The organism is Rossellomorea arthrocnemi, assembly GCF_904424705.1.
Lineage (GTDB): Bacteria > Bacillota > Bacilli > Bacillales > Bacillaceae_B > Rossellomorea > Rossellomorea arthrocnemi.
On the sequence record NZ_CAJGBF010000003.1, the window covers coordinates 146,728 to 173,552 of the forward strand.

24 protein-coding genes are annotated in these 26,825 nt (G+C 41.3%); 23 read left to right on the forward strand and 1 reads right to left on the reverse strand.

The window, feature by feature from the left end:
• The first annotated feature begins 50 nt into the window (after positions 1 to 50).
• The 20 genes from BAA9072_RS06330 (at position 51) to BAA9072_RS06425 (ending at position 22,251) form a co-directional block, all read left to right on the forward strand.
• Entirely contained in the window at positions 51 to 776 is a 726-nt protein-coding gene (locus BAA9072_RS06330) for a GntR family transcriptional regulator (protein WP_201713838.1), read from the forward strand.
• Positions 777 to 826: 50 nt separating this feature from the next.
• Positions 827 to 1,921, forward strand: a complete 1,095-nt coding sequence (locus BAA9072_RS06335; protein ID WP_201713839.1) for a BMP family lipoprotein — start codon at positions 827 to 829, stop codon at positions 1,919 to 1,921.
• Positions 1,922 to 2,136: 215 nt separating this feature from the next.
• Complete coding sequence (locus tag BAA9072_RS06340; RefSeq protein WP_201713840.1) at positions 2,137 to 3,672, forward strand: ABC transporter ATP-binding protein; 1,536 nt, start codon at positions 2,137 to 2,139, stop codon at positions 3,670 to 3,672.
• A complete protein-coding gene (locus tag BAA9072_RS06345; protein WP_201713841.1) occupies positions 3,665 to 4,714 on the forward strand; it encodes an ABC transporter permease in 1,050 nt (349 codons plus the stop codon). The genes BAA9072_RS06340 and BAA9072_RS06345 overlap by 8 nt, the downstream gene beginning before the upstream one ends.
• Positions 4,715 to 5,674 carry an ABC transporter permease gene (locus tag BAA9072_RS06350; protein ID WP_201713842.1) on the forward strand — a complete coding sequence of 320 codons (960 nt, stop codon included), beginning with the start codon at positions 4,715 to 4,717 and terminating at the stop codon, positions 5,672 to 5,674.
• 429 nt (positions 5,675 to 6,103) lie between these two features.
• Positions 6,104 to 7,378: an EF-P 5-aminopentanol modification-associated protein YfmF gene (gene yfmF / locus BAA9072_RS06355; RefSeq protein WP_201713843.1), complete on the forward strand. Its 1,275-nt coding sequence runs from the start codon at positions 6,104 to 6,106 to the stop codon at positions 7,376 to 7,378.
• A gap of 2 nt (positions 7,379 to 7,380) precedes the next feature.
• Positions 7,381 to 8,670, forward strand: coding sequence for an EF-P 5-aminopentanol modification-associated protein YfmH (gene yfmH / locus BAA9072_RS06360; RefSeq protein WP_201714049.1), 1,290 nt, complete (start codon positions 7,381 to 7,383; stop codon positions 8,668 to 8,670).
• 70 nt (positions 8,671 to 8,740) lie between these two features.
• A complete protein-coding gene (ymfI, locus tag BAA9072_RS06365) occupies positions 8,741 to 9,457 on the forward strand; it encodes an elongation factor P 5-aminopentanone reductase (RefSeq protein WP_201713844.1) in 717 nt (238 codons plus the stop codon).
• A gap of 90 nt (positions 9,458 to 9,547) precedes the next feature.
• Positions 9,548 to 9,805 carry a DUF3243 domain-containing protein gene (locus BAA9072_RS06370; RefSeq protein WP_201713845.1) on the forward strand — a complete coding sequence of 86 codons (258 nt, stop codon included), beginning with the start codon at positions 9,548 to 9,550 and terminating at the stop codon, positions 9,803 to 9,805.
• Positions 9,806 to 10,037: 232 nt separating this feature from the next.
• A complete protein-coding gene (locus tag BAA9072_RS06375) occupies positions 10,038 to 10,829 on the forward strand; it encodes a DUF3388 domain-containing protein (protein WP_201713846.1) in 792 nt (263 codons plus the stop codon).
• A 19-nt stretch (positions 10,830 to 10,848) separates the two neighbouring features.
• A complete protein-coding gene (locus tag BAA9072_RS06380; RefSeq protein ID WP_201713847.1) occupies positions 10,849 to 11,757 on the forward strand; it encodes a helix-turn-helix domain-containing protein in 909 nt (302 codons plus the stop codon).
• Between the two features lie 77 nt (positions 11,758 to 11,834).
• A complete protein-coding gene (gene pgsA / locus BAA9072_RS06385) occupies positions 11,835 to 12,413 on the forward strand; it encodes a CDP-diacylglycerol--glycerol-3-phosphate 3-phosphatidyltransferase (RefSeq protein ID WP_201713848.1) in 579 nt (192 codons plus the stop codon).
• Between the two features lie 70 nt (positions 12,414 to 12,483).
• On the forward strand, positions 12,484 to 13,719 hold the full coding sequence (locus BAA9072_RS06390) for a competence/damage-inducible protein A (RefSeq protein ID WP_201713849.1): 1,236 nt from the start codon (positions 12,484 to 12,486) through the stop codon (positions 13,717 to 13,719).
• Positions 13,720 to 13,996: 277 nt separating this feature from the next.
• On the forward strand, positions 13,997 to 15,034 hold the full coding sequence (gene recA / locus BAA9072_RS06395; RefSeq protein WP_201713850.1) for a recombinase RecA: 1,038 nt from the start codon (positions 13,997 to 13,999) through the stop codon (positions 15,032 to 15,034).
• 449 nt (positions 15,035 to 15,483) lie between these two features.
• On the forward strand, positions 15,484 to 17,043 hold the full coding sequence (gene rny, locus BAA9072_RS06400) for a ribonuclease Y (protein WP_201713851.1): 1,560 nt from the start codon (positions 15,484 to 15,486) through the stop codon (positions 17,041 to 17,043).
• 140 nt (positions 17,044 to 17,183) lie between these two features.
• Complete coding sequence (locus tag BAA9072_RS06405; RefSeq protein WP_201713852.1) at positions 17,184 to 17,987, forward strand: TIGR00282 family metallophosphoesterase; 804 nt, start codon at positions 17,184 to 17,186, stop codon at positions 17,985 to 17,987.
• A 136-nt stretch (positions 17,988 to 18,123) separates the two neighbouring features.
• Positions 18,124 to 18,384 (forward strand): stage V sporulation protein SpoVS, encoded by a 261-nt coding sequence (gene spoVS, locus BAA9072_RS06410; RefSeq protein ID WP_034760060.1) that lies wholly within the window; start codon positions 18,124 to 18,126, stop codon positions 18,382 to 18,384.
• A 100-nt stretch (positions 18,385 to 18,484) separates the two neighbouring features.
• Positions 18,485 to 19,408, forward strand: a complete 924-nt coding sequence (locus BAA9072_RS06415; RefSeq protein ID WP_201713853.1) for a dipeptidase — start codon at positions 18,485 to 18,487, stop codon at positions 19,406 to 19,408.
• Between the two features lie 230 nt (positions 19,409 to 19,638).
• Complete coding sequence (locus tag BAA9072_RS06420; RefSeq protein WP_201713854.1) at positions 19,639 to 21,381, forward strand: 2-oxoacid:acceptor oxidoreductase subunit alpha; 1,743 nt, start codon at positions 19,639 to 19,641, stop codon at positions 21,379 to 21,381.
• Positions 21,382 to 21,384: 3 nt separating this feature from the next.
• Positions 21,385 to 22,251 (forward strand): 2-oxoacid:ferredoxin oxidoreductase subunit beta, encoded by an 867-nt coding sequence (locus tag BAA9072_RS06425; protein WP_201713855.1) that lies wholly within the window; start codon positions 21,385 to 21,387, stop codon positions 22,249 to 22,251.
• A gap of 19 nt (positions 22,252 to 22,270) precedes the next feature.
• On the opposite strand, the gene BAA9072_RS06430 is transcribed toward BAA9072_RS06425, so the two are convergent.
• On the reverse strand, positions 22,271 to 23,269 hold the full coding sequence (locus BAA9072_RS06430) for a hypothetical protein (RefSeq protein WP_201713856.1): 999 nt from the start codon (positions 23,267 to 23,269) through the stop codon (positions 22,271 to 22,273).
• 497 nt (positions 23,270 to 23,766) lie between these two features.
• Between BAA9072_RS06430 and BAA9072_RS06435 the strand changes: the two genes are divergently transcribed.
• From BAA9072_RS06435 to BAA9072_RS06445, 3 genes are all read left to right on the forward strand, one after another.
• Positions 23,767 to 24,939: a BMQ_0737 family morphogenetic spore coat protein gene (locus tag BAA9072_RS06435; protein ID WP_201713857.1), complete on the forward strand. Its 1,173-nt coding sequence runs from the start codon at positions 23,767 to 23,769 to the stop codon at positions 24,937 to 24,939.
• Positions 24,940 to 25,032: 93 nt separating this feature from the next.
• Entirely contained in the window at positions 25,033 to 26,244 is a 1,212-nt protein-coding gene (locus tag BAA9072_RS06440) for a hypothetical protein (RefSeq protein ID WP_201713858.1), read from the forward strand.
• Positions 26,245 to 26,424: 180 nt separating this feature from the next.
• Entirely contained in the window at positions 26,425 to 26,799 is a 375-nt protein-coding gene (locus BAA9072_RS06445; RefSeq protein WP_269139924.1) for a M67 family metallopeptidase, read from the forward strand.
• Positions 26,800 to 26,825: the final 26 nt, after the last annotated feature.

A 26,825-nucleotide genomic window follows, 5' to 3' on the forward strand; every position in this document is an offset into this window, starting at 1 on the left:
AGATATACATCAGAGGTCTGATGTCTTGAGAAAATGTGGTGGTGGTTCCAGTGACAATAAAAACAGACAATCGGCATTTATACTTACAAGTAATTGATCGGTTGAAGAAGGATATCGAAGCGGGAATATATAAAGAAAAAGAGAAACTCCCATCTGAATTCGACCTTTCCAAACAATTAGGCGTAAGTAGGGCTACTCTTAGGGAAGCTCTCAGAATTCTTGAGGAAGAAAGTGTCATCGTACGACGTCATGGAGTAGGTACATTTGTAAATGCAAAGCCGCTCTTTACTTCTGGTATCGAGCAGTTGAACAGTGTAACGAACATGATTAAACAGGCTGGTATGGAGCCAGGGACCATTTTCTTAAGCTCAACAACTCAAGAAGCTACTGAGGATGATGTGCTGAGGTTTACGTGCAATGAAGAGGACGACGTGATCCTGATTGAGAGGGTTCGTACTGCAAACGGGGAACCGGTTGTATATTGTGTGGATAAAATTCCGGAAAAGGTCATGCCGAGGAATTTCACACATGAGGATAATTCGATTTTCACCGTTTTGGAAAAACGAGAGAATAAGAGAATAACTCATGCAGTGGCACAAATTGAACCGATGGGGTATCACGATAAAATCTCCCCTATTCTAAATTGTGAACCGGAAACGGCTTTACTCGTTTTGAAGCAAATGCATTTTGACGAAAACGATGAGCCTATCCTGTATTCAGTAAACTATTTCCGATCAGACAAATTTAGCTTCCAGGTATTAAGAAAGCGTGTATAACAGCAATCCATCTTACTACTAATTTATTACAATAATAGGGGGTACTCTAGGTGAAAAAACGTAAATTTGGTTTAGCGTTGTCATTTGTTTTGGCAGCAGGTACATTGTTAGGTGCTTGTGGAACAAGCGAGGACAAAGAAGGTGCATCTAGTGGTGAAGGTAAGAAAGAAGATCAATTTACAGTAGCGATGGTTACAGATGTTGGTGGAGTAGATGACAAATCATTTAACCAATCGGCATGGGAAGGTTTGAAAGCCTTCGGTAAAGAAAATGACATGGAAAAAGGTAAAGATGGATTTGACTATTTACAGTCACAATCTGATGCTGACTACGCTACAAACTTAAACAAATTAGCTCGTCAAGATTTTGACTTAGTATATGGTATCGGTTTCCTTATGGAAGGTGCGATCACTGAAATTGCACAACAACAAAAAGATTCGCACTTCGCAATCGTTGATGCTGTTGTAGATCAACCAAACGTTGCAAGCATCATGTTCAAGGAACAAGAAGCTTCTTTCCTTGCTGGTGTAACAGCCGGGTTAGCGACTAAAACAAATAAAATCGGATTCCTCGGCGGTATGGAGATTCCGGTAATCGAACGTTTCCACTCTGGTTTCATCGCTGGTGTGAAAGCAGTCAATCCAGATGCTGAAATCGTTTCAGACTATGCAGGTGCTTTCGATAAAGCTGAACTTGGACAAACCATCGCTTCAAAAATGTATACTCAAGATGTAGATGTAATCTTCCACGCAGCTGGAGGAACAGGTAATGGTTTATTCAAAGAAGCGCGTGACCTGAAAGAAAAAGATCCTTCACGTGAACTTTGGGCAATCGGTGTTGACTCTGATCAATCTGCAGAAGGTAAAGTAGGAGATCATAATATCATCCTTACATCTGCTCTTAAACGCGTCGATAACGCAGTAGTGGATCTTTCCACTAAAGCGAAAGAAGGAAACTTCCCAGGTGGGGAACAAATCCTTTACGGTCTTAAAGAAGACGGCGTAGGACTTGCTGAATTAAATGACGAACTTTCCAACAAAGACGAAGTCATGAAAAAAGTCGATGAGTGGAAAGAAAAGATTACTAGTGGAGAAGTAACAGTTCCTGAATCGATTAAAGATGCGGAAGCTTTCTCAGCTAACTAAATGAACATGTTGGATAAGCCGGCCAGAAAAATCTGGCCGCTTGTCCCTATAATAAGCAGGACAATGAATATTAATAGAAATTTAATTGAAGTATAGAACATTTCTATCTTTCATTTAGATTTTTATTCGGGGAAACCCCTTTTTTTCTGAGTAGTGAAGGTCTGACCTCTAACTACTAGATAAATATCCCTAGTCTATGCAAGGAGTGATTCGCAATGGATTATGTAATCGAGATGCTTAATATTCGCAAAGAATTTCCAGGCATCGTAGCAAATGACAATATTACCCTTCAGCTCGGAAAAGGTGAAATTCATGCACTTCTTGGTGAAAATGGTGCAGGTAAATCGACATTAATGAACGTGTTATTCGGGCTGTACCAACCTGAACAAGGAGAAATACGGGTAAAAGGACAAAAGGTAAATATCACCAATCCGAACATAGCCAACGATCTCGGAATTGGTATGGTCCATCAGCATTTTATGTTGGTCGATACCTTCACTGTAACAGAGAATATAATTCTCGGAAGAGAGCCGAAATCCGGAGCGACAGTGGACATTAAAAAAGCTGAAAAAGATATTCTCGATATTTCTGAGCGATATGGATTAAAAGTAGATCCAAACGCCAAGATTTCTGAAATTTCAGTAGGTATGCAGCAACGCGTGGAAATATTAAAGACACTTTATCGAGGAGCAGAAATCCTCATATTCGATGAGCCGACAGCTGTATTGACACCACAGGAAATCAAAGAACTCATACAAATCATGAAAACCCTTATTAAAGAAGGAAAATCAATCATTCTGATCACCCATAAGTTAAAAGAAATCATGGAAGTGTGTGATAATGTAACCGTTATCAGAAAAGGAAAGGGGATTGGGACAGTAAAGGTTTCAGAAACGGATCCTAATCACCTTGCCTCTCTGATGGTTGGACGTGAAGTGACGTTCAAGACGGAGAAGAAAGAAGCGAACCCTGGTGATAATGTATTGGAAATACGTGATTTGAACGTGAAAGACAATCGAAATGTACCTGTTGTGAAGGGTTTGAATCTTGAAGTGAAGGCTGGAGAGATCCTTGGAATAGCAGGGGTCGATGGTAACGGCCAGAGCGAGTTGATTGAAGCCATCACTGGTCTTTATAAAGTTGACAGTGGTTCCGTCAAGTTGAACGGGAAGGAAATAGCTAATATGAAACCCCGCAAAATCTATGAATCTGGTGTAGGTCATATTCCTCAGGATAGACATAAGCACGGACTTGTACTTGATTTTCCAATCGGGGAAAATATGGTTCTTCAGACCTATTATAAGAAGCCGTATTCCAACAAAGGCGTACTGAGTTATAAAAACATTTACAATCAGGCAAGAAAGTTGATTTCGGAGTTCGATGTGAGAACTCCTTCAGAGTACACCCTTGCACGTGCATTGTCAGGGGGGAATCAGCAAAAAGCCATCATCGGCCGTGAAGTGGACCGTGATCCGGATTTACTGATTGCTGCCCAGCCGACCAGGGGTCTTGATGTAGGAGCGATTGAATTTATCCACAAGCGTCTCATTGAGCAACGAGATAATGGGAAGGCGGTTCTTCTCCTATCATTTGAACTGGATGAAATCATGAACGTAAGTGACCGTATTGCCGTTATATACGAAGGACAGATTGTTGCTATTGTCAATCCTAAGGAAACAACCGAACAGGAACTTGGATTGTTAATGGCAGGTTCAAAGAGGAAGGAAACGGGAGGGAACACACATGTCTAATCGATTAACAAATATATTAATCCCGGTAATCTCAGTCCTTTTGGGTATCATCGTCGGTACGATTATCATGCTGGTAAGTGGATATGATCCGATTGCGGGTTACTCCGCATTATGGAATGGTATCTTCGGAGAGATTTATTATGTCGGGGAAACGGTGCGTCAAGTGACACCGTACATTTTAGCAGGATTGGCTGTTGCTTTTGCCTTTAGAACAGGATTGTTCAATATAGGGGTGGAAGGCCAATTGATTGTAGGGTGGCTTGCCGCTGTCTGGGTAGGGGTCGCATTCGACGACTTACCTAGGATGATCCATCTACCCCTTGCCATCATTGCTGCGGCATTGGCAGGTGCATTATGGGGATTCATCCCCGGGCTACTTAAAGCGAAATTCCGGGTACATGAAGTCATCGTTACGATCATGATGAACTATATTGCCCTACATGTTACGAATGCCATCATCCGTGATGTCATTACTGACCGTAAAGACCGTACGGGGAATATTGCTGATACAGCTTCACTGAAGTCTCCATTTTTTGAAAGCTTAACGGATTATTCCCGTCTGCATTGGGGAATTTTCATCGCACTGGCGTGTGTATTCATTATGTGGTTCTTGCTCGAAAAAACAACTCGTGGATATGAACTGCGTTCTGTAGGTTTCAATCAACATGCTTCTCAGTACGCCGGAATGAACGTGAACGGGAACATCATTCTTTCCATGGTCATTTCAGGCGCGTTTGCCGGACTTGCAGGAGCAATGGAGGGACTCGGAACATTTGGTTATGCTTCAATCAAAGGAGGATTTACAGGGGTCGGATTCGATGGGATCGCTGTAGCCCTTCTCGGAGGAAACGCGGCCATCGGTGTTGTGTTCGCCGCACTTCTATTTGGTGGACTTAAAGTAGGTGCACTGAATATGCCGCTGGATGCAGGAATCCCCAATGAACTGGTAGACATCATTATTGCTCTTATTATTTTCTTTGTAGCATCTGGTTATATGATTCGGTATCTGATTCAACGATTTAGTAAAAAGGGGGTGAAATAAGTGGGTTTTTTTGATATTTTGACAATTCTCATCCCATCAACATTGCTTTGGGCAACACCACTTATTTTCACTGCTTTAGGTGGGGCATTCTCAGAGCGTTCAGGCGTCGTGAATATCGGACTTGAAGGTCTGATGGTCATTGGTGCATTCTCAAGTATTGTATTTAACCTTGCTTTCGCGGATACTTTCGGTTCATCAACACCTTGGGTCGCGCTCCTCGTGGCCATGGTCATGGGAGGGCTGCTTGCCGTCCTGCATGCTGTTGCTTCCATTACATTCAGGGCCGACCAGGTTGTATCAGGTGTAGCCATCAACTTACTCGCAGTAGGACTGACTCTTTTCTTAGTCAAGCGTATTTATGGGAAAGGTCAGACGGATATTATTTCTGAAGGATTCGGTAAGGTCGATGTACCTTTGCTTCATAAAATCCCGGTCATTGGGGATATCTTCTTTTCTAACACATATTGGCCGCCTTTTGTCGCGATACTGGTATCCTTCATTGTCTGGTTCATTATGTTCAAGACCCCATTCGGTTTAAGGTTGCGTTCTGTAGGGGAACATCCTATGGCGGCTGACACAATGGGGATCAATGTAACGAAAATGCGCTATATCGGTGTCGTGATTTCCGGAGCTTTTGCAGGTGTCGGTGGTGGAGTTTACGCACAGGCGATTTCTTCTGACTTCAGCCATGCAACGATCAGCGGACAAGGGTTCATGGCCCTTGCAGCCTTGATCTTCGGAAAATGGCATCCACTTGGAGCCATGGGAGCGGCTTTATTCTTCGGATTCGCTCAAAGCTTAAGTATCATCGGATCTAGTATCCCGTTATTTGAGAACATTCCAAGTGTATTCCTACTGATTGCACCATATGTATTAACCATCCTGGCACTTACCGGCTTCATCGGTCGTGCAGATGCACCAAAAGCGTTAGGTACACCATACATTAAAGGAAACCGTTAATAAATCTAAAATACCAATCAAAAGGATATCCCGAATGCCGGGATATCCTTTTTTCAATAGGTAAGGTACTGAACGGGTTCTTTCAATCAGTTTAGGCTGGTTGGTGGGGCGAAAAATCCTCCTCACCCGGCGGAAAGTAAGTACATGCCGCGGAAAGGAACGGTCCAGGTTTCACACTTCACTCATCCAATGTGAAAATTTCTTTCAATCGTAATATACATAGAGGCAAGAAGGTTGTTACTCCGAAACATAATGAAAAAACCACAAGCATATAATAGTTTACTCGAATGGGTATTTTTCCAATAGAGGAAGATGCTTGAAATCAATCTCTCACTACATGTATAGTTATACATAAATACCGCACAATAAGGGTGTTTATTAATTTTGTTATTAAATTGAAGGAAGTATGGAACTAAGGAGGACGGTACGATGACAGCCATAAACGAAATAGTCAAGAAGAAACATGGGTACACGCTACATATCGTTCAAACGGATAAGTATAAAACCAACAGCCTCGTATTAAAGATGAAAGCACCCCTTGATCCTGAAACAGTCACATTACGGGGATTGCTTCCGCATGTAATGCAGAGCAGTACAAAGACCTATCCAAGTACCACTGAATTGCGCTCCTATTTGGATGAGTTATATGGAGCGAACTTTTTTGTGGATCTGGGAAAAAAAGGTGAGTACCATGTGGTCAGTATGTCTGTTGAAATCGCCAACGAAAAGTTTCTGAAGGATTCTGAACCACTGCTTCAAAAAGGAATCGAATTCCTGGCGGATGTCCTGCAAAACCCTCATATTGAAAGTAATGAATTTGACAAGAATACAGTTGAAAAAGAAAAACGGAACCAAAAGGTCAGAATTCAAGCAGTATATGACGATAAAATGCGCTATGCCAATTCACGACTCGTGGAAGAAATGTGTAAGGGTGAGCGATTCGCCCTCCATGTAAACGGTGTCAGTGAAGAAGTGGAGTCCATTACAGCGAAGAGTTTATATGAATACTATCAAAAAGTGATGTCTGAAGATCAGTTTGACCTTTATGTGATCGGTGATGTCGACGTCCAGGAAGTCGAAAGTCTCTGTGATCAACTCCTTGAATTAAGTGAACGCACCCCTAAAGAAGTGGATGCTTCTCAAGTGGAGCGAAAAGAAAACGAAAACATCGTGAAAGAAAAACAGGATGTGAAACAAGGAAAGCTGAATATAGGATACCGTACACATACTCAATATGGTGACGGTGACTACTTCGCTCTTCAAGTATTCAATGGTATATTCGGTGGTTTCTCCCATTCTAAATTGTTCATTAACGTGAGGGAAAAAGCGAGTCTTGCTTATTATGCAGCAAGCCGCCTTGAGAGTCATAAAGGATTATTGATGGTGATGTCAGGTATTGAGTTTGAGAAGTATGATCAAGCGGTAGGAATCATTAAAGAGCAACTGCAAGCAATGAAGGATGGGGACTTCACAGATGGGGAGATCGACCAAACCAAAGCGGTCATCAGGAACCAGCTCCTTGAAACCATCGATACATCGAGAGGTTTGGTAGAGGTACTTTATCATAACGCCGTAGCTCATGAAGAAATCGATTTGAACCATTGGTTGGATGAGATTGAAAAAACAACGAAAGAAGATATCGTGAAAGCTGCAAATAAAGTTGAACTTGATACGATCTACTTTCTAACAGGAATGGAGGGATAATGATGAAGAAAATTTCCTTCGATCAATTACAAGAAAATTTGTACTATGAAAAAATGTCAAATGGGCTGGACGTATACATCCTCCCCAAAAAAGGTTTTAATAAGACGTATGCTACCTTTACGACGAAATATGGAAGTATCGACAATCACTTCGTCCCTCTTGACGAAGAGGAATTCGTCAAAGTCCCTGATGGCATCGCCCATTTTTTAGAGCATAAATTGTTTGAAAAAGAAGATGGAGATGTCTTCCAACAATTCAGTCGCCAGGGTGCATCGGCCAATGCTTTCACCTCTTTTACACGGACTGCTTATCTATTCTCAAGTACAACGAATGTAGAACGAAATTTAGAAACACTCATTGATTTTGTTCAAGATCCGTACTTTACAGAAAAAACGGTGGAAAAAGAAAAAGGCATTATCGGACAGGAAATTACCATGTATGATGATAATCCGGACTGGAGATTATACTTCGGTGTAATCCAGAATATGTATAAAAATCATCCTGTGAAAATTGATATTGCAGGAACGATCGAATCCATAACCCCGATTACGAAAGATATGCTTTATCAGTGTTACAACACATTCTACCACCCAAGCAATATGCTTCTATTTGTGGTGGGCTCAGTAGATCCAGATCAAATCATGAATCAAATTCGCTCGAATCAGGAAAAAAAGGATTATGAAAAAATGCCTGAAATTAAGCGCAAATTCGAAGATGAACCTGAAACAATTGCGGAGAAAAAGCAGGTTCTTAAGATGAATGTTCAAAGTCCTAAATGCCTGGTCGGACTCAAAGCTCCGGAACCGAACCAACAGGGCCAGGAAATGCTCAGACAAGAGCTTTCCATGAATGTTTTCCTGGATATGCTGTTCGGGAAGAGTTCAACATATTATTCCGAACTTTATAATGAAGGATTAATCGATGAAACATTCCACTATGATTATACACAGGAAAATGGCTTTGGTTTCCTTACTGTGGGGGGAGATACGGAAAAGCCTGATGAACTGGCGGAGAAGGTACAATCACTGCTTCTGAAAGCAAAGCATGAGTCCCTATTTACAGAAGAAGGACTTGAGAGAACGAAAAAGAAGAAGATCGGTGCATTCTTGCGTGCCATTAACTCTCCGGAGTATATCGCGAATCAATTCACCCGCTATGCCTTTAATGAAATGGATTTATTTGAAGTCGTACCGACCCTTGAATCATTGAAATATGATGATATTCAGGCGGTTGCTGAGTCCATCATCAGTGAAGAACGATTTACCGTGTGTCAGGTAGTACCTAAATCATGACAGAAGGGGAGCTGCTCTTTTTCAAAGGGTAGTTCCTCTCTTTATGTGATCAATGTTTGGAGTGAAACAAATGAAATATGCATTAATTACTGGTGCCTCTGGGGGAATAGGAAGTAGTACAGCCCTTACGCTTGCAAAAGAGGGGTGGAATGTCTATTTACATTACCATTCCAATGAAGTGGCAATCAAGGAATTAGTCCATGAAATTGATGGCCTCGGGGTGGAGGCGATCCCCATTCGTGCAAATCTTGCCAATTCAAGAGAAGTAGGAAGACTTGTGGAGAATATCTTTCAACTTGATGCGATTGTTTATTGTAGTGGGAATTCTACCTGGGGTCTTTTTCAGGACCATTCTGAAGATGAAATGGATCAAATGATCAACCTTCATGTAAAAAGCCCTTTACTTCTTGTTCAAAGACTATTGCCGAAGTTGATTGACAAGAAAGGAACCATTGTCATGGTAAGTTCGATTTGGGGTCAGATTGGTGGTGCTTGTGAGGTTGTTTATTCTACGGTCAAAGGTGCTCAATTAGCATTTGTGAAATCTTTAAGCAAAGAACTCGCGTTAAGTGGCGTAAGAGTTAATGCCATTGCACCGGGGGTTGTAGAGACCTCCATGATGAGCTCATTCACTGATGAAGATAAACGTGGGATCCGTGAGGAAATCCCTATGGGCCGTTTCGCTCGCGCATCAGAAATTGCGGACTCCATTCAGTTCCTTCTTTCAACCAGAGCTTCTTATATTACAGGTCAAACCATTTCAGTCAACGGGGGATGGCATACATAAAAAGTTTTTTCTGTCAATTGATTATCACGCATAATTTTTTCTAAAGGGATACAAACTAAGGTTGTATTTCAATAAAGGAGGTCATGACAAATGTCTGTATTAGATAACTGGTCTGATTGGAAAAACTTTTTAGGGGACCGCCTTAACCAGGCTGAGCACGGCGGAATGGAGAACGAAACGGTGAACGACTTGGCTTATCAAATCGGTGATTACTTAGCCAATCAAGTCGAAGCTAAGAACGATCAGGAAAAAGTATTAGCGGATTTATGGTCTGTCGCGTCTCCCGAAGAGCAACATGCCATCGCAAACATGATGGTGAAACTTGTAAACAACAACGGTACTCGTTAAGGAGAGGGAATTCCCTCTCCTTTTTCTTATATAGGAATGATCAAATGTTCGAATCAGGGATGCTCCTTAAGGAAACGCCACCTTGTTAAATGAGAAATTGTACATATTTATATAGGTTTTGCTTTTCTATTGCCTCAAAATCATTTATTATAATACCTAGATGTTTAATTAATTTTTCGAATTATGTCTATTTATATCGAAACGGAATGTCACAGTTTTTAGGAGGGTACCGATGGAACGCAAAGAATGGTATTTAGAATATGAAATCCAGAAGAATCGTCCTGGCCTCTTAGGTGATATCTCCTCGTTATTAGGAATGCTTTCTATAAATATAGTGACGATAAATGGTGTAGATGAAGGAAGAAGGGGAATGCTTCTCCTCTCAAATAATGATGAACAGATCACGAGGTTGGAATCCATCCTGCAAACCATGGATACAATCAACGTAACAAAGCTCAGGGAACCAAAATTAAGGGACCGGCTTGCCGTTCGACACGGCCGGTATATCCAGCGGGATGCCGATGACAAGAAAACGTTTCGGTTTGTTCGTGATGAACTGGGCTTATTAGTGGATTTTCTGGCTGAGTTATTTAAGCAGGAAGGACATAAGCTTGTCGGGATCAGAGGGATGCCGCGTGTAGGGAAGACTGAATCCATCGTTGCATCAAGTGTATGTGCGAATAAGAAATGGCTATTTGTCTCTTCCACATTATTAAAGCAGACGATTAGAAGCAAACTGATAGAGGACGAATATTCGTCCGAAAACTTATTCATTATAGACGGGATTGTTTCAACACGCCGTGCAAGCGAGAAGCACTGGCAGCTGGTAAGGGAGATTATGCGATTACCTGCTGTGAAAGTAATCGAACATCCTGATGTTTTCGTTCAAAACTCGGAATATTCACTTGAAGATTTTGATTATATCATTGAACTTAGAAACGATCCTGATGAAGAAATTACATACGAATTAGTAGAACAAAATAACTTATTTCAAAATTCCGATTTTGGAGGTTTTGATTTTTAATATTGGAAGGTGTTAAGTAGTGACGGAATTAGGAAATCGTTTAAAGGAAGCAAGAGAGGCGAAAGATTACAGCCTTGATGATTTACAAAGAATAACAAAAATCCAAAAACGCTATTTGATCGGAATTGAAGAAGGCAATTACGATGCCATGCCCGGTAAATTCTATGTGCGGGCATTCATTAAACAATATTGTGAAGCGGTAGGACTTCCTCCGGAGGTCATCTTTGAGGAGCATAAGGAGGATATTCCAACTACCCATGAAGATGAAATACCTGTCTCCCTCTCAAGGGTTCAGTCCCGTAAGAGTGTTTCAGAAAGCTCAACAAAGGTATTTGACTTTTTACCGAAGCTGCTCATTGCTCTGTTTGTGATAGGAGCACTGATTGCACTGTGGGTATTTTGGCAGGGTAGAGTAGGAGACAAGGAACCGGAAGCCAATCCATCAGAAAATAGAACGCAAGTCGATGTTGATGAAAATCAGAGTGCTGAAAGCGAAAAGCCTGAAGAAGCGGCCGACGATGACAAGAAAAAAACTGATGAAAATAAGCTTTCCGACGATCAAAATGCAGGTGAAGAGAAAGAACAAAAGCCAGAACAATCCTTGGATGCAGTGAATACTTCGGGGTATAAAACCACTTATGAACTGAAAAATGCAGATGAGTTCAAGCTGCAATTATCAGCTAAGGGAGACACCTGGGTAGGCGTTTACAACACCGACGATGAATTGTTGTTTGAAGGTTTATTAAAAAAGGGTAATAAAAAGGATTTTGACTTCTCAGGGGAAAAGCAGGCATATCTCGTAATCGGGAATGCTTCGAACACAGATATAATAGTGAACGGCAAACAGCTCGAATACAAAGTCTCTGCAACGGATGTCGTAAGGCAGGATATTATCATTAATTACGAACCACAATCGGCTAATAATTAACATGAGAGGAGTTTTAATAACTCCTTTTTCTTACATACTAATAGTAGACAGGTTTTTTAAGTATTGGAGGTAGAAAGGTGAATTTACCTAATAAGATTACAGTATCAAGGATATTTTTAATTCCATTATTTTTAATCATTATGCTTTCACCCCTAAACTGGGGTGAAATGATGTTTCTCGGGGCAGAAATGCCGGTCAAGCATTTTGTTGGTGCCTTGATTTTTATCATAGCGGCAACGACGGATTGGATAGACGGTTATTATGCAAGGAAACTTGACCTCGTGACGAATCTGGGGAAATTTTTAGATCCCCTGGCTGACAAACTGCTTGTTTCTGCAGCATTAATCGTGCTGGTTGAGTTGGGTCTTGCTCCTTCTTGGATCGTCATCATCATCATCAGTCGGGAATTTGCTGTAACAGGTCTTCGTCTCGTATTAGCGGGGGAAGGGGAAGTGGTTGCTGCAGGTCAACTCGGTAAGATTAAAACTTGGGCACAGATCATTGCGATTTCAGCGCTTCTTCTGCACAATGCCATATTTGAACTGGTCAATCTGCCATTTGCGACCATTGCTCTCTGGATAGCTATGTTCTTTACAATTTGGTCAGGTTGGGACTACTTCAAACACAATAAAAAAGCATTTGTGAATTCGAAATAATAGAGTATACCAGGGGATTGATTCAAATTGAATCATCCCCTTCTTTTCAGCAAATTTAGGGGGAATATAGATGAATGCAGAAATTATCGCCGTCGGATCCGAACTGCTACTGGGGCAAATCGTCAATTCCAATGCTCAGTTCATTTCGGAGCAATTAGCAGAAATGGGAGTGGATGTGTATTATCACACAAGCGTGGGAGATAACCCTTACCGTTTGCAGTATGCCATTGAGGTAGCAAAGAAACGAGCAGACTTACTGATATTTACAGGTGGCCTTGGCCCCACAAAAGATGATTTAACAAAAGAAACGATTGCGAAAGCATTAGGTACGACTCTGAGCATTGACAAAGAGGCATTGGTATCGATACAAAGCTATTTTCAAAAAACCAATCGTGAAATGACACCGAATAATGAAAAACAGGCCCTTATATTAACCGGGGCTCAAGTACTGAAAAATGAAAACGGTATGGCTCCCGGGATGTTATTGAAGAAGGACGCCAAAGCCTATATGCTTCTTCCGGGTCCACCGTCTGAAATGAGGCCGATGTTCCATAAACACGGTAAACAGGCGATTCTAAATTTAATGAAGAAGAAAGAAAGCATCTATTCAAGGGTACTTCGTTTCTTTGGAATTGGAGAAGCGCAGCTCGAAACGGAATTAGAAGACCTGATCGACAAACAAACCAATCCAACTATTGCCCCTCTGGCAGGTGAAGGGGAAGTTACGTTGAGGCTGACAGCCAAGCACGAATCCCGGGAGATTGCCATGGCATTATTGGATTCGGTAGAAGCGGAGATCTTGAACACGGTCGGAGAGTATTTCTACGGATACAATCAGGATTCACTTGTCGATGTAGGGGTCAATCTGTTGAAAGAGAGGGGCCTTACTCTATCATGTGCTGAAAGTTTAACAGGTGGGCTGTTTCAGGCTCAATTGACGTCCATACCCGGGGCATCAGAGATCTTGAATGGTGGGGTGGTCTGCTATCAGGATGAGGTCAAGAAAAAGATTTTATCGGTAAAAGATTACACATTGGAACAATATTCATCAGTAAGTGGGCAATGCGCCCGTGAATTGGCGGAAAATGTGAGGGAGCTTTTTTCTTCCGAAATCGGGATCAGCTTTACAGGTGTAGCAGGACCGGATTCACTCCATGGCCAGCCTCCAGGTACTGTTTGGATTGGGTTGTCCATGGAGGGTGAAACGACGAAAGCATTCCGATTAAATCTAGCGGGTGGAAGAAATGGGAACCGTATGAGAACAACGAAATATGGCTGGCATTATTTGCTCAAGGAATTGAGTTAAGTTAGGTCTTAAACCGGCTGTCTTCTACTTAGGAGGCGGCTATTTACGTCTCCGGGTGAAAATCTGTTATTCTCTAAATCTCAGCATGGATGATTCCCTCTCTATTTCTACTACAAACCGATCTTTACATCCAAGATACCTATAGAAAAAAACCGAATGAATGTTCGATTTTTTTCTTGTTTTCTATTATAAAAACGTTTATAGTATAGATAGGTTGGATTTGAGACAAGCTTATAAGTTGTCAATTTCAAGTTCTATATTCAAAGGAGGAAGATTTGTGAGCGATCGTAAAGCAGCCTTAGATATGGCGTTAAAACAAATAGAAAAGCAGTTTGGTAAAGGCTCAATCATGAAGCTTGGGGAGAAAACGGATAGAAACGTAGTAACATGTCCAAGTGGTTCACTTGCGCTGGACGCTGCTCTTGGAATAGGCGGATATCCACGTGGAAGAATCATCGAGGTATATGGTCCCGAATCATCCGGTAAGACAACAGTAGCACTTCATGCGATTGCAGAGGTACAGGCTCAAGGAGGTCAAGCAGCGTTCATTGATGCTGAGCACGCACTTGATCCCGAATATGCTCAAAAGCTTGGAGTAAACATAGATGAATTATTGCTTTCACAACCTGATACTGGTGAGCAGGCATTGGAAATCGCTGAAGCACTTGTACGCAGTGGGGCGGTGGATGCCATCGTTATCGACTCCGTTGCTGCTCTTGTACCGAAAGCAGAAATCGAAGGAGAGATGGGAGATGCTCACGTAGGTCTTCAAGCCCGTTTAATGTCACAGGCACTTCGTAAACTTTCCGGTGCCATCAACAAGTCGAAGACCATTGCGATTTTCATTAACCAAATCCGTGAAAAGGTCGGTGTCATGTTCGGTAATCCTGAAACGACTCCAGGTGGACGCGCACTAAAGTTCTATTCTTCTGTACGTTTGGAAGTCCGTCGTGCTGAAACTCTAAAGCAGGGCAATGAAATGGTAGGGAATAAAACGAAGATCAAAGTTGTGAAAAATAAAGTGGCTCCACCTTTCCGTGTAGCTGAAGTCGATATCATGTACGGGGAAGGGATTTCTAAAGAAGGTGAAATCGTCGATCTTGGTTCTGAATTGGACATCGTTCAGAAAAGCGGTGCCTGGTATTCCTACAACGAAGAGCGCTTAGGTCAAGGCCGTGAGAATGCTAAGATTTTCCTAAAGGAAAATCCTGAGGTCCGTAATGAAATCATGCTGAAAATCCGTGAACATTACGGTTTGGATACCGGCCGTGCAGAAACGGATGATCAAGGTGAATTAAGTCTTTTAGAAGACTAAATGTGTGGATGAGAAGCAGCCGTGATTTGGTTTGCTTCTCTTTATTATGTATGGGAATAGAGGTATTGGTGGAAAATAGTAACAATCCTATTTCTCAATAACAGAGTGCAATCAGTGTAAATGAGAGATTACATACCTTGATTGTCCAGTTATACTTGCAACGGGTCAAAAAATTTGAAAAAGATGGTTTTGGTAAAAAAGCATTCTTAAGCCCACTGTAACAGTGTCATTTTTTGTCGATTGCAAAAAAACCCTTGAGAAATCTAGTGATAGAGGGCTCAACCCCTTGACAATAAATTTTCAGAGATTTAAAATTAACATGTATATTTTACAAATTTTTCGAATGAATATTTGAAAGCCTAGCGCTGTATATTTTGTTCAAAGTGAGCAATGTACAAGCCGACATGTAAAAAACATGATGACAGTTCATAGCAAGAGGAGGTGAAATAATGCAACCTATTACAATCATCTTCATTTTGCTTGGCCTAATCGTCGGTGTAGTTGTTGGATACCTAATTCGTAAGTCCATTGCTGAAGCAAAGATTGCTGGTGCTAAAGGTTCAGCGGAGCAGATTTTAGAAGATGCGAAGCGCGAGGCAGATGCTCTGAAGAAAGAAGCACTTTTGGAAGCAAAGGATGAAAATCATAAACTTCGCACTGAAATGGAAAATGACCTTCGTGAACGAAGAAATGAATTGCAAAAACAAGAAAATCGTTTGATGCAAAAAGAGGAAAACCTCGATCGGAAAGATGAAACGCTTGATAAGCGTGAAGCCTTACTCGAGAGAAAAGAGGGGACTCTTAACGAGAGACAACAACATATTGAAGAGACGGAAAGCAAAGTGGACGAGATGGTACGATCACAGCAAACAGAGCTAGAACGTATCTCGAGCCTGACTCGTGATGAAGCGAAAGGAATCATTCTTGACCGCGTTGAAAATGAACTCTCCCATGATATTGCTATTATGGTCAGAGAGCATGAAACCCGTGCGAAGGAAGATGCGGATAAGAAGGCGAAAGAAGTCCTTTCACTGGCTATTCAACGTTGTGCTGCTGAACATGTGGCAGAAACAACTGTTAGTGTTGTGAACCTACCGAATGATGAGATGAAAGGTCGAATTATTGGGCGAGAAGGACGTAACATTCGTACGCTGGAAACACTTACGGGTATTGATTTGATTATTGATGATACTCCTGAGGCAGTTATTCTTTCTGGTTTTGATCCGATTCGTAGAGAAACGGCTCGAATTGCATTAGAGAAATTAGTACAGGATGGTCGTATCCACCCTGCACGAATTGAAGAAATGGTGGATAAATCCCGCCGTGAAGTGGATGAATATATCCGTGAAATTGGTGAACAGACAACATTTGAAGTTGGTGTTCACGGTCTTCACCCGGATTTAATTAAGATTCTAGGACGTTTAAAATACCGTACTAGCTACGGTCAGAATGTTCTAAAACACTCAATGGAAGTAGCATATCTTTCTGGATTACTCGCAGCAGAGCTTGGCGAAGACGAAAGACTTGCTAAACGTGCCGGATTACTTCATGATATCGGAAAAGCGATTGACCATGAAGTGGAAGGAAGCCACGTGGAAATTGGTGTTGAACTTGCAACGAAATACAAAGAACACCCTGTAGTCGTCAATAGTATCGCCTCTCACCACGGAGATACTGAACCAACGTCAATCATTGCGGTCCTTGTTGCAGCAGCTGATGCATTGTCCGCTGCCAGACCTGGAGCAAGAAGTGAGACGCTTGAGAACTATATCCGTAGACTGGAGAAGCTTGAAGAAATCTCAGAGTCTTATGAAGGCGTCGAGAAATCCTTCGCGATACAGGCTGGCCGTGAAGTCCGTATTATGGTACGACCGGAAGCCATTGACGATTTGGAATCTCACCGATTGGCAAGAGATATCCGTAAACGGATCGAAGATGAACTTGATTATCCAGGCCATATAAAAGTAACGGTCATCCGTGAAACAAGGGCTGTCGAATATGCAAAATAAGAGGTTGACTTGAAAAGGGATATCCCTTTTCAAGTCAGCTTTTTTTATCGTCTATATGATCCTGGAATGGATGAATAGATGGCAAGTTATTTGTGTTACAATAACCACAAGACTGAATACATATGGAGAAGGGAATTTACATGAAAATATTATTTGTTGGAGATGTTGTCGGTTCAATGGGCCGAGAGATGATTAAAGAATACCTGCCAAAGCTGAAAAAGAAGCATTCACCTGATTTTACGATCGTTAATGGCGAGAATGCAGCATCAGGCAGGGGGATTACAGAGAAAATATATAAACAATTTTTACAAGATGGTGCAAATATGGTTACCCTGGGAAATCACACGTGGGATAATAAAGATATCTTCAATTTTATCGATTCCTCTAAGCAAATGGTACGACCAGCCAATTTTCCTGATGGAACCCCGGGAAGCGGTCTGGTGTTTGCTGAGGTGTATGGCAAAGAGGTTGCCGTCATCAACGCTCAAGGAAGAACCTTTATGCCTCCTCTGGATGATCCGTTTAAGGCACTAGATGAACTGGTTGATGAAGCCAAGAAGAGAACATCCATAATCTTTGTTGATTTTCATGCAGAAGCCACAAGCGAGAAGCAGGCGGTCGGATGGTTCTTGGATGGCCGTGTGTCAGCAGTAATTGGAACCCATACGCATGTACAAACGGCAGACAACCGCATACTACCGAATGGGACAGCCTTTATGTGTGATGTTGGTATGACCGGTCCTTACGATGAAGTATTAGGAATGAGTAAGGAATCCGTCTTAAAAAGGTTCCAAACCAGCTTACCTGTCCGTTTTGAAGTACCCAAAACGGGACGTAAGATTTTAAGTGCATGTTTAATCGATATAGATAACAAAACAGGTAAAGCGAAAAAAGTTGATCGTATTTTAATTAACGAAGATCATCCATTTATGGCAGAATATTAAATGTTTTCTCTCCTTTTTCGGTGTAGCCGGAATGATTTGTCCATTTCCTGAATATAGTATCAGTGGAATCATTTATACCAAGTTTGTTCTTTACCACGGACATACGGTATGGGGGAAATGACAAGGAGGAAAAGGAATGGAAATATTAAAAGTTTCAGCAAAATCTAATCCTAATTCTGTAGCTGGTGCACTCGCCGGTGTTCTTCGTGAGAGAGGAGGGGCCGAGATTCAAGCAATCGGTGCAGGAGCTTTAAATCAAGCTGTTAAAGCTGTTGCCATTGCAAGAGGATTTGTGGCTCCCAGTGGTTTAGATTTAATATGTATCCCGGCATTTACAGATATTCTGATCGACGGAGAAGAGCGTACGGCGATAAAGTTGATCGTGGAACCAAGATAATAAATCAAAGGCTGTTCATTAAAGGAGACTCTTTAGTGGACAGCCTTTATATTATTTATTAACATACTTACAAGGAAAAGGACTGAAAGGAAGAGCAAATATGATATTCGATGCACACTGTGATGTACTGCTAAAGCTTTACTTAGAAAAAGGGAGTGGGGCATTTCAATCCAAGAATTCATTACATATTACATATCCTCAATTACAGCAAAGGGAGAGTAAAGTTCAGCTGTTTGCAATCTATATCCCATCCAGCCTTAAGCCGGGGCAACGTTTTCAAGCAGCACTTGAGATGGTGAACTTGTTTCATAATCAGGTTCTTATTCCGAATCCTAAGATGAAATTAGTCACCTCGAAAAAGGAAGTAGAACGTCTTTCGCAAGATGAAATAGGGGCGATGCTCACCTTGGAAGGTGCTGAAGCAGTAGAAGAGGATCTCACGAAACTAGAGATTCTGTACAGGCTTGGTGTCCGTTCCGTAGGTCTGACGTGGAATTGGGCCAATGCTGCTGCAGATGGGGCACTTGAACCAAGAGGCGGAGGGTTGACCAATTTCGGATATGATATCGTCTCGTTCCTTAATAGGAAGAGACTTTGGACAGATGTCTCCCATCTTTGTGAAAAAGCATTCTGGGATGTGATTGAATCTGCTGAATATCCGATAGCCTCCCATTCCAACGCCTACTCTATTTGTCCCCACCCTCGAAATTTAAAAAATGATCAAATAGAGGCACTTATTAAAAAGAACAGCGTAATGGGTATTACCTTTGTACCACCATTTTTAAACAAAAGAGGTGCAGCGGAAATCTCTGATGTGATCAGACACATCGAACATGTCTGCAGTATTGGTGGGGAGGACCATATCGGATTTGGTTCAGATTTTGACGGCATATCCGAAACCGTCCAAGGACTATCCTCATACATCCAATATGATAATTTAATCAACACTCTCCAACGATACTACAATGAAAAGCAAGTGGAGAAATTCTTATTCCAGAACTTCTTTGAGAGATTACCTGATTGATTACAATTCAAGCCATTAAAGGGAAAACCTATAGTGGCTTATTATTTTGCCAAAGTGGACGTGCTTACTATCTTAATCTCTTTAATACAGTAGTGATTTAAATAGAAAAGTGATAAACTGATAGAGAGAATAAATTGAATAGATTGCAACAGTAATAGATGAATGATCCTAATGAAGAGAATATGCTTCAAAGATAGATGTTGCAAATAATGATTGAAGGGGTGTAGTAAATGAAGGAACAGCTTTCATGGAAAGTCGGCGGCCAGCAAGGTGAAGGAATTGAGAGTACAGGTGAGATCTTTTCCATGGCCCTCAATCGCCTTGGGTATTTCTTATATGGTTACCGCCATTTCTCCTCTCGTATAAAAGGAGGACATACAAACAATAAGATTCGTGTAAGTACTACTCAAGTACGTGCAATTGCTGACGATTTAGATATTCTGGTCGCATTTGACCAAGAAACGATTGATGTGAATTATAAGGAATTACATAGCGCAGGTGTCATTATCGCGGATGCGAAGTTCAAGCCCGTGAAGCCTGAAGATACGGAAGCTTCCCTATATGTTATTCCGTTCACTGAATTAGCGACGGAACTGGGTACTTCCCTTATGAAGAATATGGTGGCAGTAGGTTCGACATGTGCCGTATTAAATCTCGATCCAACTGTTTTCAAGGAAGTCGTGGATGAAATCTTCGGCCGCAAAGGTGATACGGTAGTAGAGAAAAACATGGAAGCCATTAAGCAGGGATTCCAAACGATGAAATCAGAACTCGGAGACAAGGTCGGTTCCCTGCAACTGAAAGAAGCTGACGGAAATAAACGCATGTTCATGATCGGAAATGACGCCATTGCTCTTGGAGCGCTGGCAGGAGGTGTTCGATTGATGGCTGCCTACCCGATCACGCCGGCATCTGAAATCATGGAGTACCTCATTAAAAAACTGCCAATGGTTGGTGGTACTGTCATTCAAACGGAGGATGAGATTGCCGCGGCCACAATGGCTATCGGAGCGAACTATGGAGGGATCCGTTCCTTCACGGCTTCAGCCGGACCCGGCCTTTCATTAATGATGGAAGCGATAGGACTATCCGGAATGACAGAACAGCCCCTTGTAGTAGTGGATACGCAGCGCGGGGGACCCTCGACAGGTCTGCCGACCAAACAGGAACAGTCTGATTTGATGGCGATGATTTATGGCACACATGGTGAGATTCCTAAGATTGTCCTGGCTCCAAGTACTGTTCAGGAGGCTTTCTATGATACAGTTGAAGCCTTTAACCTGGCGGAAGAATATCAATGCCCGGTCATCATTCTTTCCGACCTCCAGCTCTCTTTAGGGAAACAAACCGTGGAACCCCTCGATTACAGTAAAGTCGAGATACGCAGAGGAAAGCTTGCAGCGAACGAATCTGAATTAGAGGAATTAGAGCCTAAGAAGTATTATAAGCGATTTGAAGTGACAGAAGATGGTGTATCGCCTCGTGTCATCCCGGGGATGAAAAACGGTATTCATCACGTCACAGGTGTAGAACATGATGAAACCGGAAAACCATCTGAATCTCCGGTGAACAGACAAGCACAGATGGATAAACGTATGCGTAAACTTGAGAAAATCAAATTCCAGAAACCGATCCATACCCGTGCACCTCATGAAGAGGCCGACTTATTATTAGTTGGATTTAACTCAACACGAGGAGTGATTGAAGAAGCGATGGGGCGTTTGGAAGCAGATGGATTGAAAGTGAACCATGCCCATGTCCGTTTGATTCATCCTTTCCCGGCAACGGAACTGGAACCACTTATGCAATCTGCGAGGAAAGTGGTTGTGATCGAGAATAATGCCACCGGTCAATTAGCCAACATTATCAAAATGAATGTAGGGTATGGGAATAAAATCGTTAAAATGACAAAGTATGATGGAACACCATACTTGCCAAATGAAATTCATTCAAGATGTAAGGAGTTGAACTAATCCATGGCTACCTTCAAAGATTTCAGGAATAACGTTAAACCAAACTGGTGTCCTGGGTGTGGAGACTTCTCAGTACAAGCAGCGATCCAACGGGCGTCTGCTAATATAGGTCTTGACCCGGAACAGTTAGCGGTCGTTTCAGGGATCGGATGTTCAGGTCGTATATCAGGATACATTAATTCGTACGGTTTTCACGGAATCCATGGACGATCGCTTCCGATTGCCCAAGGATTAAAGATGGCCAACAAAGATTTAACGGTCATCGCTTCAGGAGGGGATGGTGATGGATTTGCTATCGGTCTTGGTCATACGATCCATGCGATCCGTCGTAATGTCGATGTGACATACATCGTCATGGACAATCAAATATACGGATTAACCAAGGGACAGACGTCTCCGCGTTCGTCTTCCGGTTTCAAAACCAAGTCAACGCCGCAGGGATCAATCGAGCCTGCCCTAGATCCAATGGAAATGGCCTTGTCAGCTGGTGCAACCTTTGTAGCCCAAAGCTTCTCCTCTGACTTGAAAGAGCTGACAGCATTGATCGAAGCAGGACTTAACCATAAAGGTTTCTCCCTGATTAATGTGTTCAGTCCTTGTGTAACCTATAATAAAATCAATACGTACGATTGGTTCAAAGAAAACCTCACAAAACTTGCTGACGTAGAAGGCTATGACCCATCTAATCGGGAACAGGCCATGAATACGCTAATGGAGAAAGATGGACTGGTCACTGGTTTGATTTATCAAAACAAAGAACAGCCTTCCTATCAGGACCTCGTGTCAGGCTATTCAGAAGAGCCTCTCAGTACTCATGATTTAAGATTAGATGAAAGTAAATTTGATGAATTAGTAAAAGAATTTATGTAATGGAAGAAACCGGACATCTTTAGGGGTCCGGTTTGTTTTTTAATTTGTTGATTTCTTCATTCAGGAGTGCGTTGGTAAATTGAAGGTGATGAATAGTATTCTCATAATTTTTCAGAGTATCTTTCATCGTGCCAGAGTCTTTATCATCGAAGGCGAAGACTTCATCCTTCATTTCTTTGATGCTCATTCTTACTGTTTGGAGTGAATGGGTGTATAGATTTTTATCATCCTGCAATTTTTGAACTTCTACCTGTAATTGCTGAATGGATGCTTCGTTGCATTTTTGTATTTGAAGTGCATGTTCGAGTTGTTCCTTTTGAAGCTTTATGACATATTCATAATAGAGCTTGGATTCAGTCAGAAGCTTATGGGATTCATATATTTCAACCTCACTTAAATAAAGCCGGTCCCTTAAGCATTCATTGTCATTCATGAGTCGATTATTTTCTTCTTCGTCAAAGCTTCTCTCCATCAACAAGTGTTGATACTGTGATGCCACCACTTCATTTAAATCCTTTTCAAGCTCCCATAACTCGATTTCCTTTTTATATAACTGTAAATGTAAAGCCTGGTTAGTCTTTAGTAGGAGATCCTTCTCTTTTAATAGGTAGCTATTCTCATCTTGTAATGTATTGATTTGATTTTCAAGGGACTCCGTTTTTTTAAGGTCTTTTTCTGTTTGTGTACTTGAATCCTTTACATAATGAAGAATATGCTTGCGAAGTTGATCCTTGACTTGGTTCAGGAGGGAGCGAAGCTTTTTCACTTCTCTTTCCTGTGCTGTAAAAAGAGCCTGGTATTTTGAAGACTCTTGGTTTTTTTCCAAATCCTTGCTTTTGAGTTGTTGAAGATACGTTTCCATCTGGCTTCTTAAGTGATCATTTTCTTTCTCTAAGGTGATATATCTTTGGGTAAGGTATTTGTCTTCTAACGATTCACATTTATTTTTGTACTTATTCATTTCAGATTTGTAATGGATGATTTGCTGCTGAAGCTGGATGGGAGAAAGCTGTCTCATGTCTATAAGCTCCTTTCGGCAGTTTTCTAATATAATATGTAATCAGGCGCATGAACGGTATTTGTCCATGAAAGAAGCCATGTAAACTTCCCAGCGTTTACATGGCTTTTATATATATATAATTAATATCATTGCAATGATAGGATAATCGTTCACGTTCGTAATATTCATTTAAAGGAAGCAGCGTAACCGTAAGAGTTGAATCAATCTATATATGAATGTGTCATTTTTGATGTCAATATAATTATCAGGCATGTTTCATTCAATTTTTGTGTAACATTCCTCCTTTCCTTATGGTATATGATATGTCGGTTGAGATGCCGATGTACTGTCAAACGTCTATAGAATCAGCCTATTTTTTAGTAGTATTTAAAAAACTATTAATACGCCTATTAATTTTTTTTTTGAATAAATAGGTATTTACTCTATACCAATTTCCTCCTCGTCCATAGGATATAGTGTGATATAAATATTCATTAAAAGAAAGGAAGATTTGTTTGAAGAAGCGTAAACAAATTAGGGGTTCCCAGACTCCTACACCATCACCGTCACCAATCCCTTTGGATCCCAATGATTTAGCACCGGAATGTATCCGTGTAGACAAAGTATATGACTGGGTATTCTTTGCGAACAGATACGAAAACAAGAACTTCATTCCTGATGAAGCATGCCGTGCAGCAGTCAGTGCAGCATTGGCGGCTGGCCAAAGAGTAGAGGTGCAAACAGCTCCAGTTGATCCCGCTGACGTCAGCGTTTCTGGTTCCATCATTGAGAACGGTAACCCCGGTAAGGTCCTCATCGTCTGGACAGTACCAGTTGATGTAACAATCCTGATCGAAGGAGTAGCCGAATGTTCCTTCACTGTACGTACTCAATTCACTGATGAAATCATGCTTTGTGTACCGGTCGGAATTACAAATGCAAACTTAAACATCAGAGCGACTCAAGTCATCGCGACTTCTGGTGGAGTTTTAATGGGACCAGATCCATTTGGACCAATGATTCCATTGAAGGTAGTCCTTTGTAAAGATGTTCAAGTAGAGTATCCGGTTAAACTTGAAGTACTGGCTAAATTCTGTTTCCCTCGTCCAAATAATATTCCTGTGCCTGAAGAGAGACTTCGGTGCGATCTTAGTTTACTAGAATTCCCTCGCCAATGCCCTGGATTATTCCCGGTTGCCAACTGTGAATGTCAAGCGACGGCCCTTGCTAGAAATGAAGATACCGAGGCAACATTTGGAACAGGAGGAACAGCAGATATCGTAACAGGCCTATCAACATTGAGAGCAGAAATTTGTCAGGAATGTTCACTTGGAGACAGCACATTCTCCTATTCCTTTACAGATACAGAAGTTGGTCCTACTCCAGCTCCGACTGCTACTGGCTTCCAGCCTGACTTCAGCTTTACTTTTGATCCTTCCTCTATTGATAGAGTTACTTGTGGAGATACGGCACTTACTGCTGTTGGAGAAGGAATCCGTTATTTTGACGGAGCGCCTGAACAATTATTCTATGAGCTGCAAATCTTTGATGCACCAACTGAAGGTTTCCGCTTAATCCTAAGAAATACAGCAAACGTTGTAATCTTTGATAGTGGTGTTGTAGATGCACTTGTTGAGTTTGGTGAGTGTGAAACATTCGCTGATTTACTTGGAGATTTAGATGACTAATTAAATGAGGGAGAGAGGTATCTCTCTCCTTTTTTTAACATGTAAACAAACCATACATATGATAATAAAAAAAATCAATGGAGGTGACAGAAAATGATTGAGGAGGCAAATATAGCGGGATCCCAAGTTGAACATCATGAATTATTGAATGACATCCAAGTCCTTTCCAATGATTTGGAGTCTTTATATACTCATTATTCAAATCGGATCCGAAATGTGTCGGAGGAATTGTCAAGAGAGAGATCCAAACATAAAGTTTATCAATTGGAGATTGCAGAGAATCATCATACGATTCAGATGCTGACTGAACAAATTGACTATTTACTTCAAGATATTGAGGTGAAACATGAGCTTTATCTTCAAGTACAACACCAGTTAAACGTTGATTCCGTAACAACCGAAGTGCCCTTGATCGACCCGGCTATGGATGAACGAAGTAATCGGTACCCGGACAATGACAATCATGAAGGTATCATGCCGGAGAAGGATACTCCCATTCTTGCTACCTCTATTCCTGAAATAAGGGTCATTTATGAAAGCATTCCAAGTGAAGAGAAATCTTATCTAGAGGAATTAAAGAATGAGGTTATATTGCTGCTAATGGAAGCCAATGAATATTTTTTAACAGAAAGTCAAGTATCTACAGAGTTTGAGCTGTATCAACATGCATTTTATGTTCATATAGGTTGGTTGCAAATGGAGAAGCATAGGCTAATGGTATTAAAAAGAGAAAGGTGGCATAACAAAGTGTGGAAATTTTTATGGGGTAAGGAAGAGGGAAACAATCACCCGGAAATCATCAAAAAGCTTGATTTGATTGAGGATCAATTGGTTTCATATTCGACAAAATTCAATGAAGTGAAAGATTCCCTACAACAGAGCAAAGAGCGGGGGGAAACCACTCAGGATTACTTGAAGAAAATGACTGCTTTATATGATGAATTGAAAAAAATCGAAGGGTATTACGAGGAAAAACTCCATGGATTGAGGAGTCAGGTGGAAGAATGTAAACAAAGAGAAAATGATCTCGAACGACAAGTAGACTTACTAAATGAAAAATATTCGGGAAAACAAAAGGAAAAAAGTCAGCGTGAAGTGGAGCTTGAAAAGGAATTAGCCATACTTCGTAAAGACATTCAATCTCAATCCAATAAGAAAAATGATTTATACAACAAAATGAAGCAACAGAGCTCCCCAAAGAAGCAAAGTTCTCAAGTCAACCCTCAATTCGATGAATATGGCAGTATTCCAATGTCTTCAGACTCTAAACGTACTATGTTCAATCCAAATAAATATATGCGGTGAAATTGAAAGGGGGGATAATCATGCAGTCCAATGATCTAAATAAAATTTATAAGCAGAAAAAGAGAATACCCTTGGGAATTAAAAAAGAAGAAAGAATGCAAATGGAAGCCAAAAGGACGAAATTCAAATACAAAGGATGCGGATGCAACGCCTAAAGAATCGGTCATACTCTCCAACCGTATCTATTCCAGAATCATGTTGGAAGTCAAAAAAGATCTTCCAAATGAATCATGTGGATTGATCTCAGGGAAGGAAAATCGGTGTTTGGCCGTTTGGCCCATGCAGAATATAGAACCTACACCGCATTCTTTCGCTATGGATCCAAACGAACAAGACCGGGTCATATCCCATATGCTTAGAAGAAACGAGTCCTTTGTCGGAATATATCATTCCCACCCATTTGGCAGACCTGTACCTTCGAAGGATGACGTATCATTTTCTCTTTATCCGGATGTTTATTATTTCATTGCTTCCGTTGGGGGGAGAGATGAAGAGCTGCGCTGCTACAAGATTAATAATGGCAAGGTAAAACATATAAATATTGTTATTCAATGAAAGAGTGCTATAGGCACTCTTTTTTT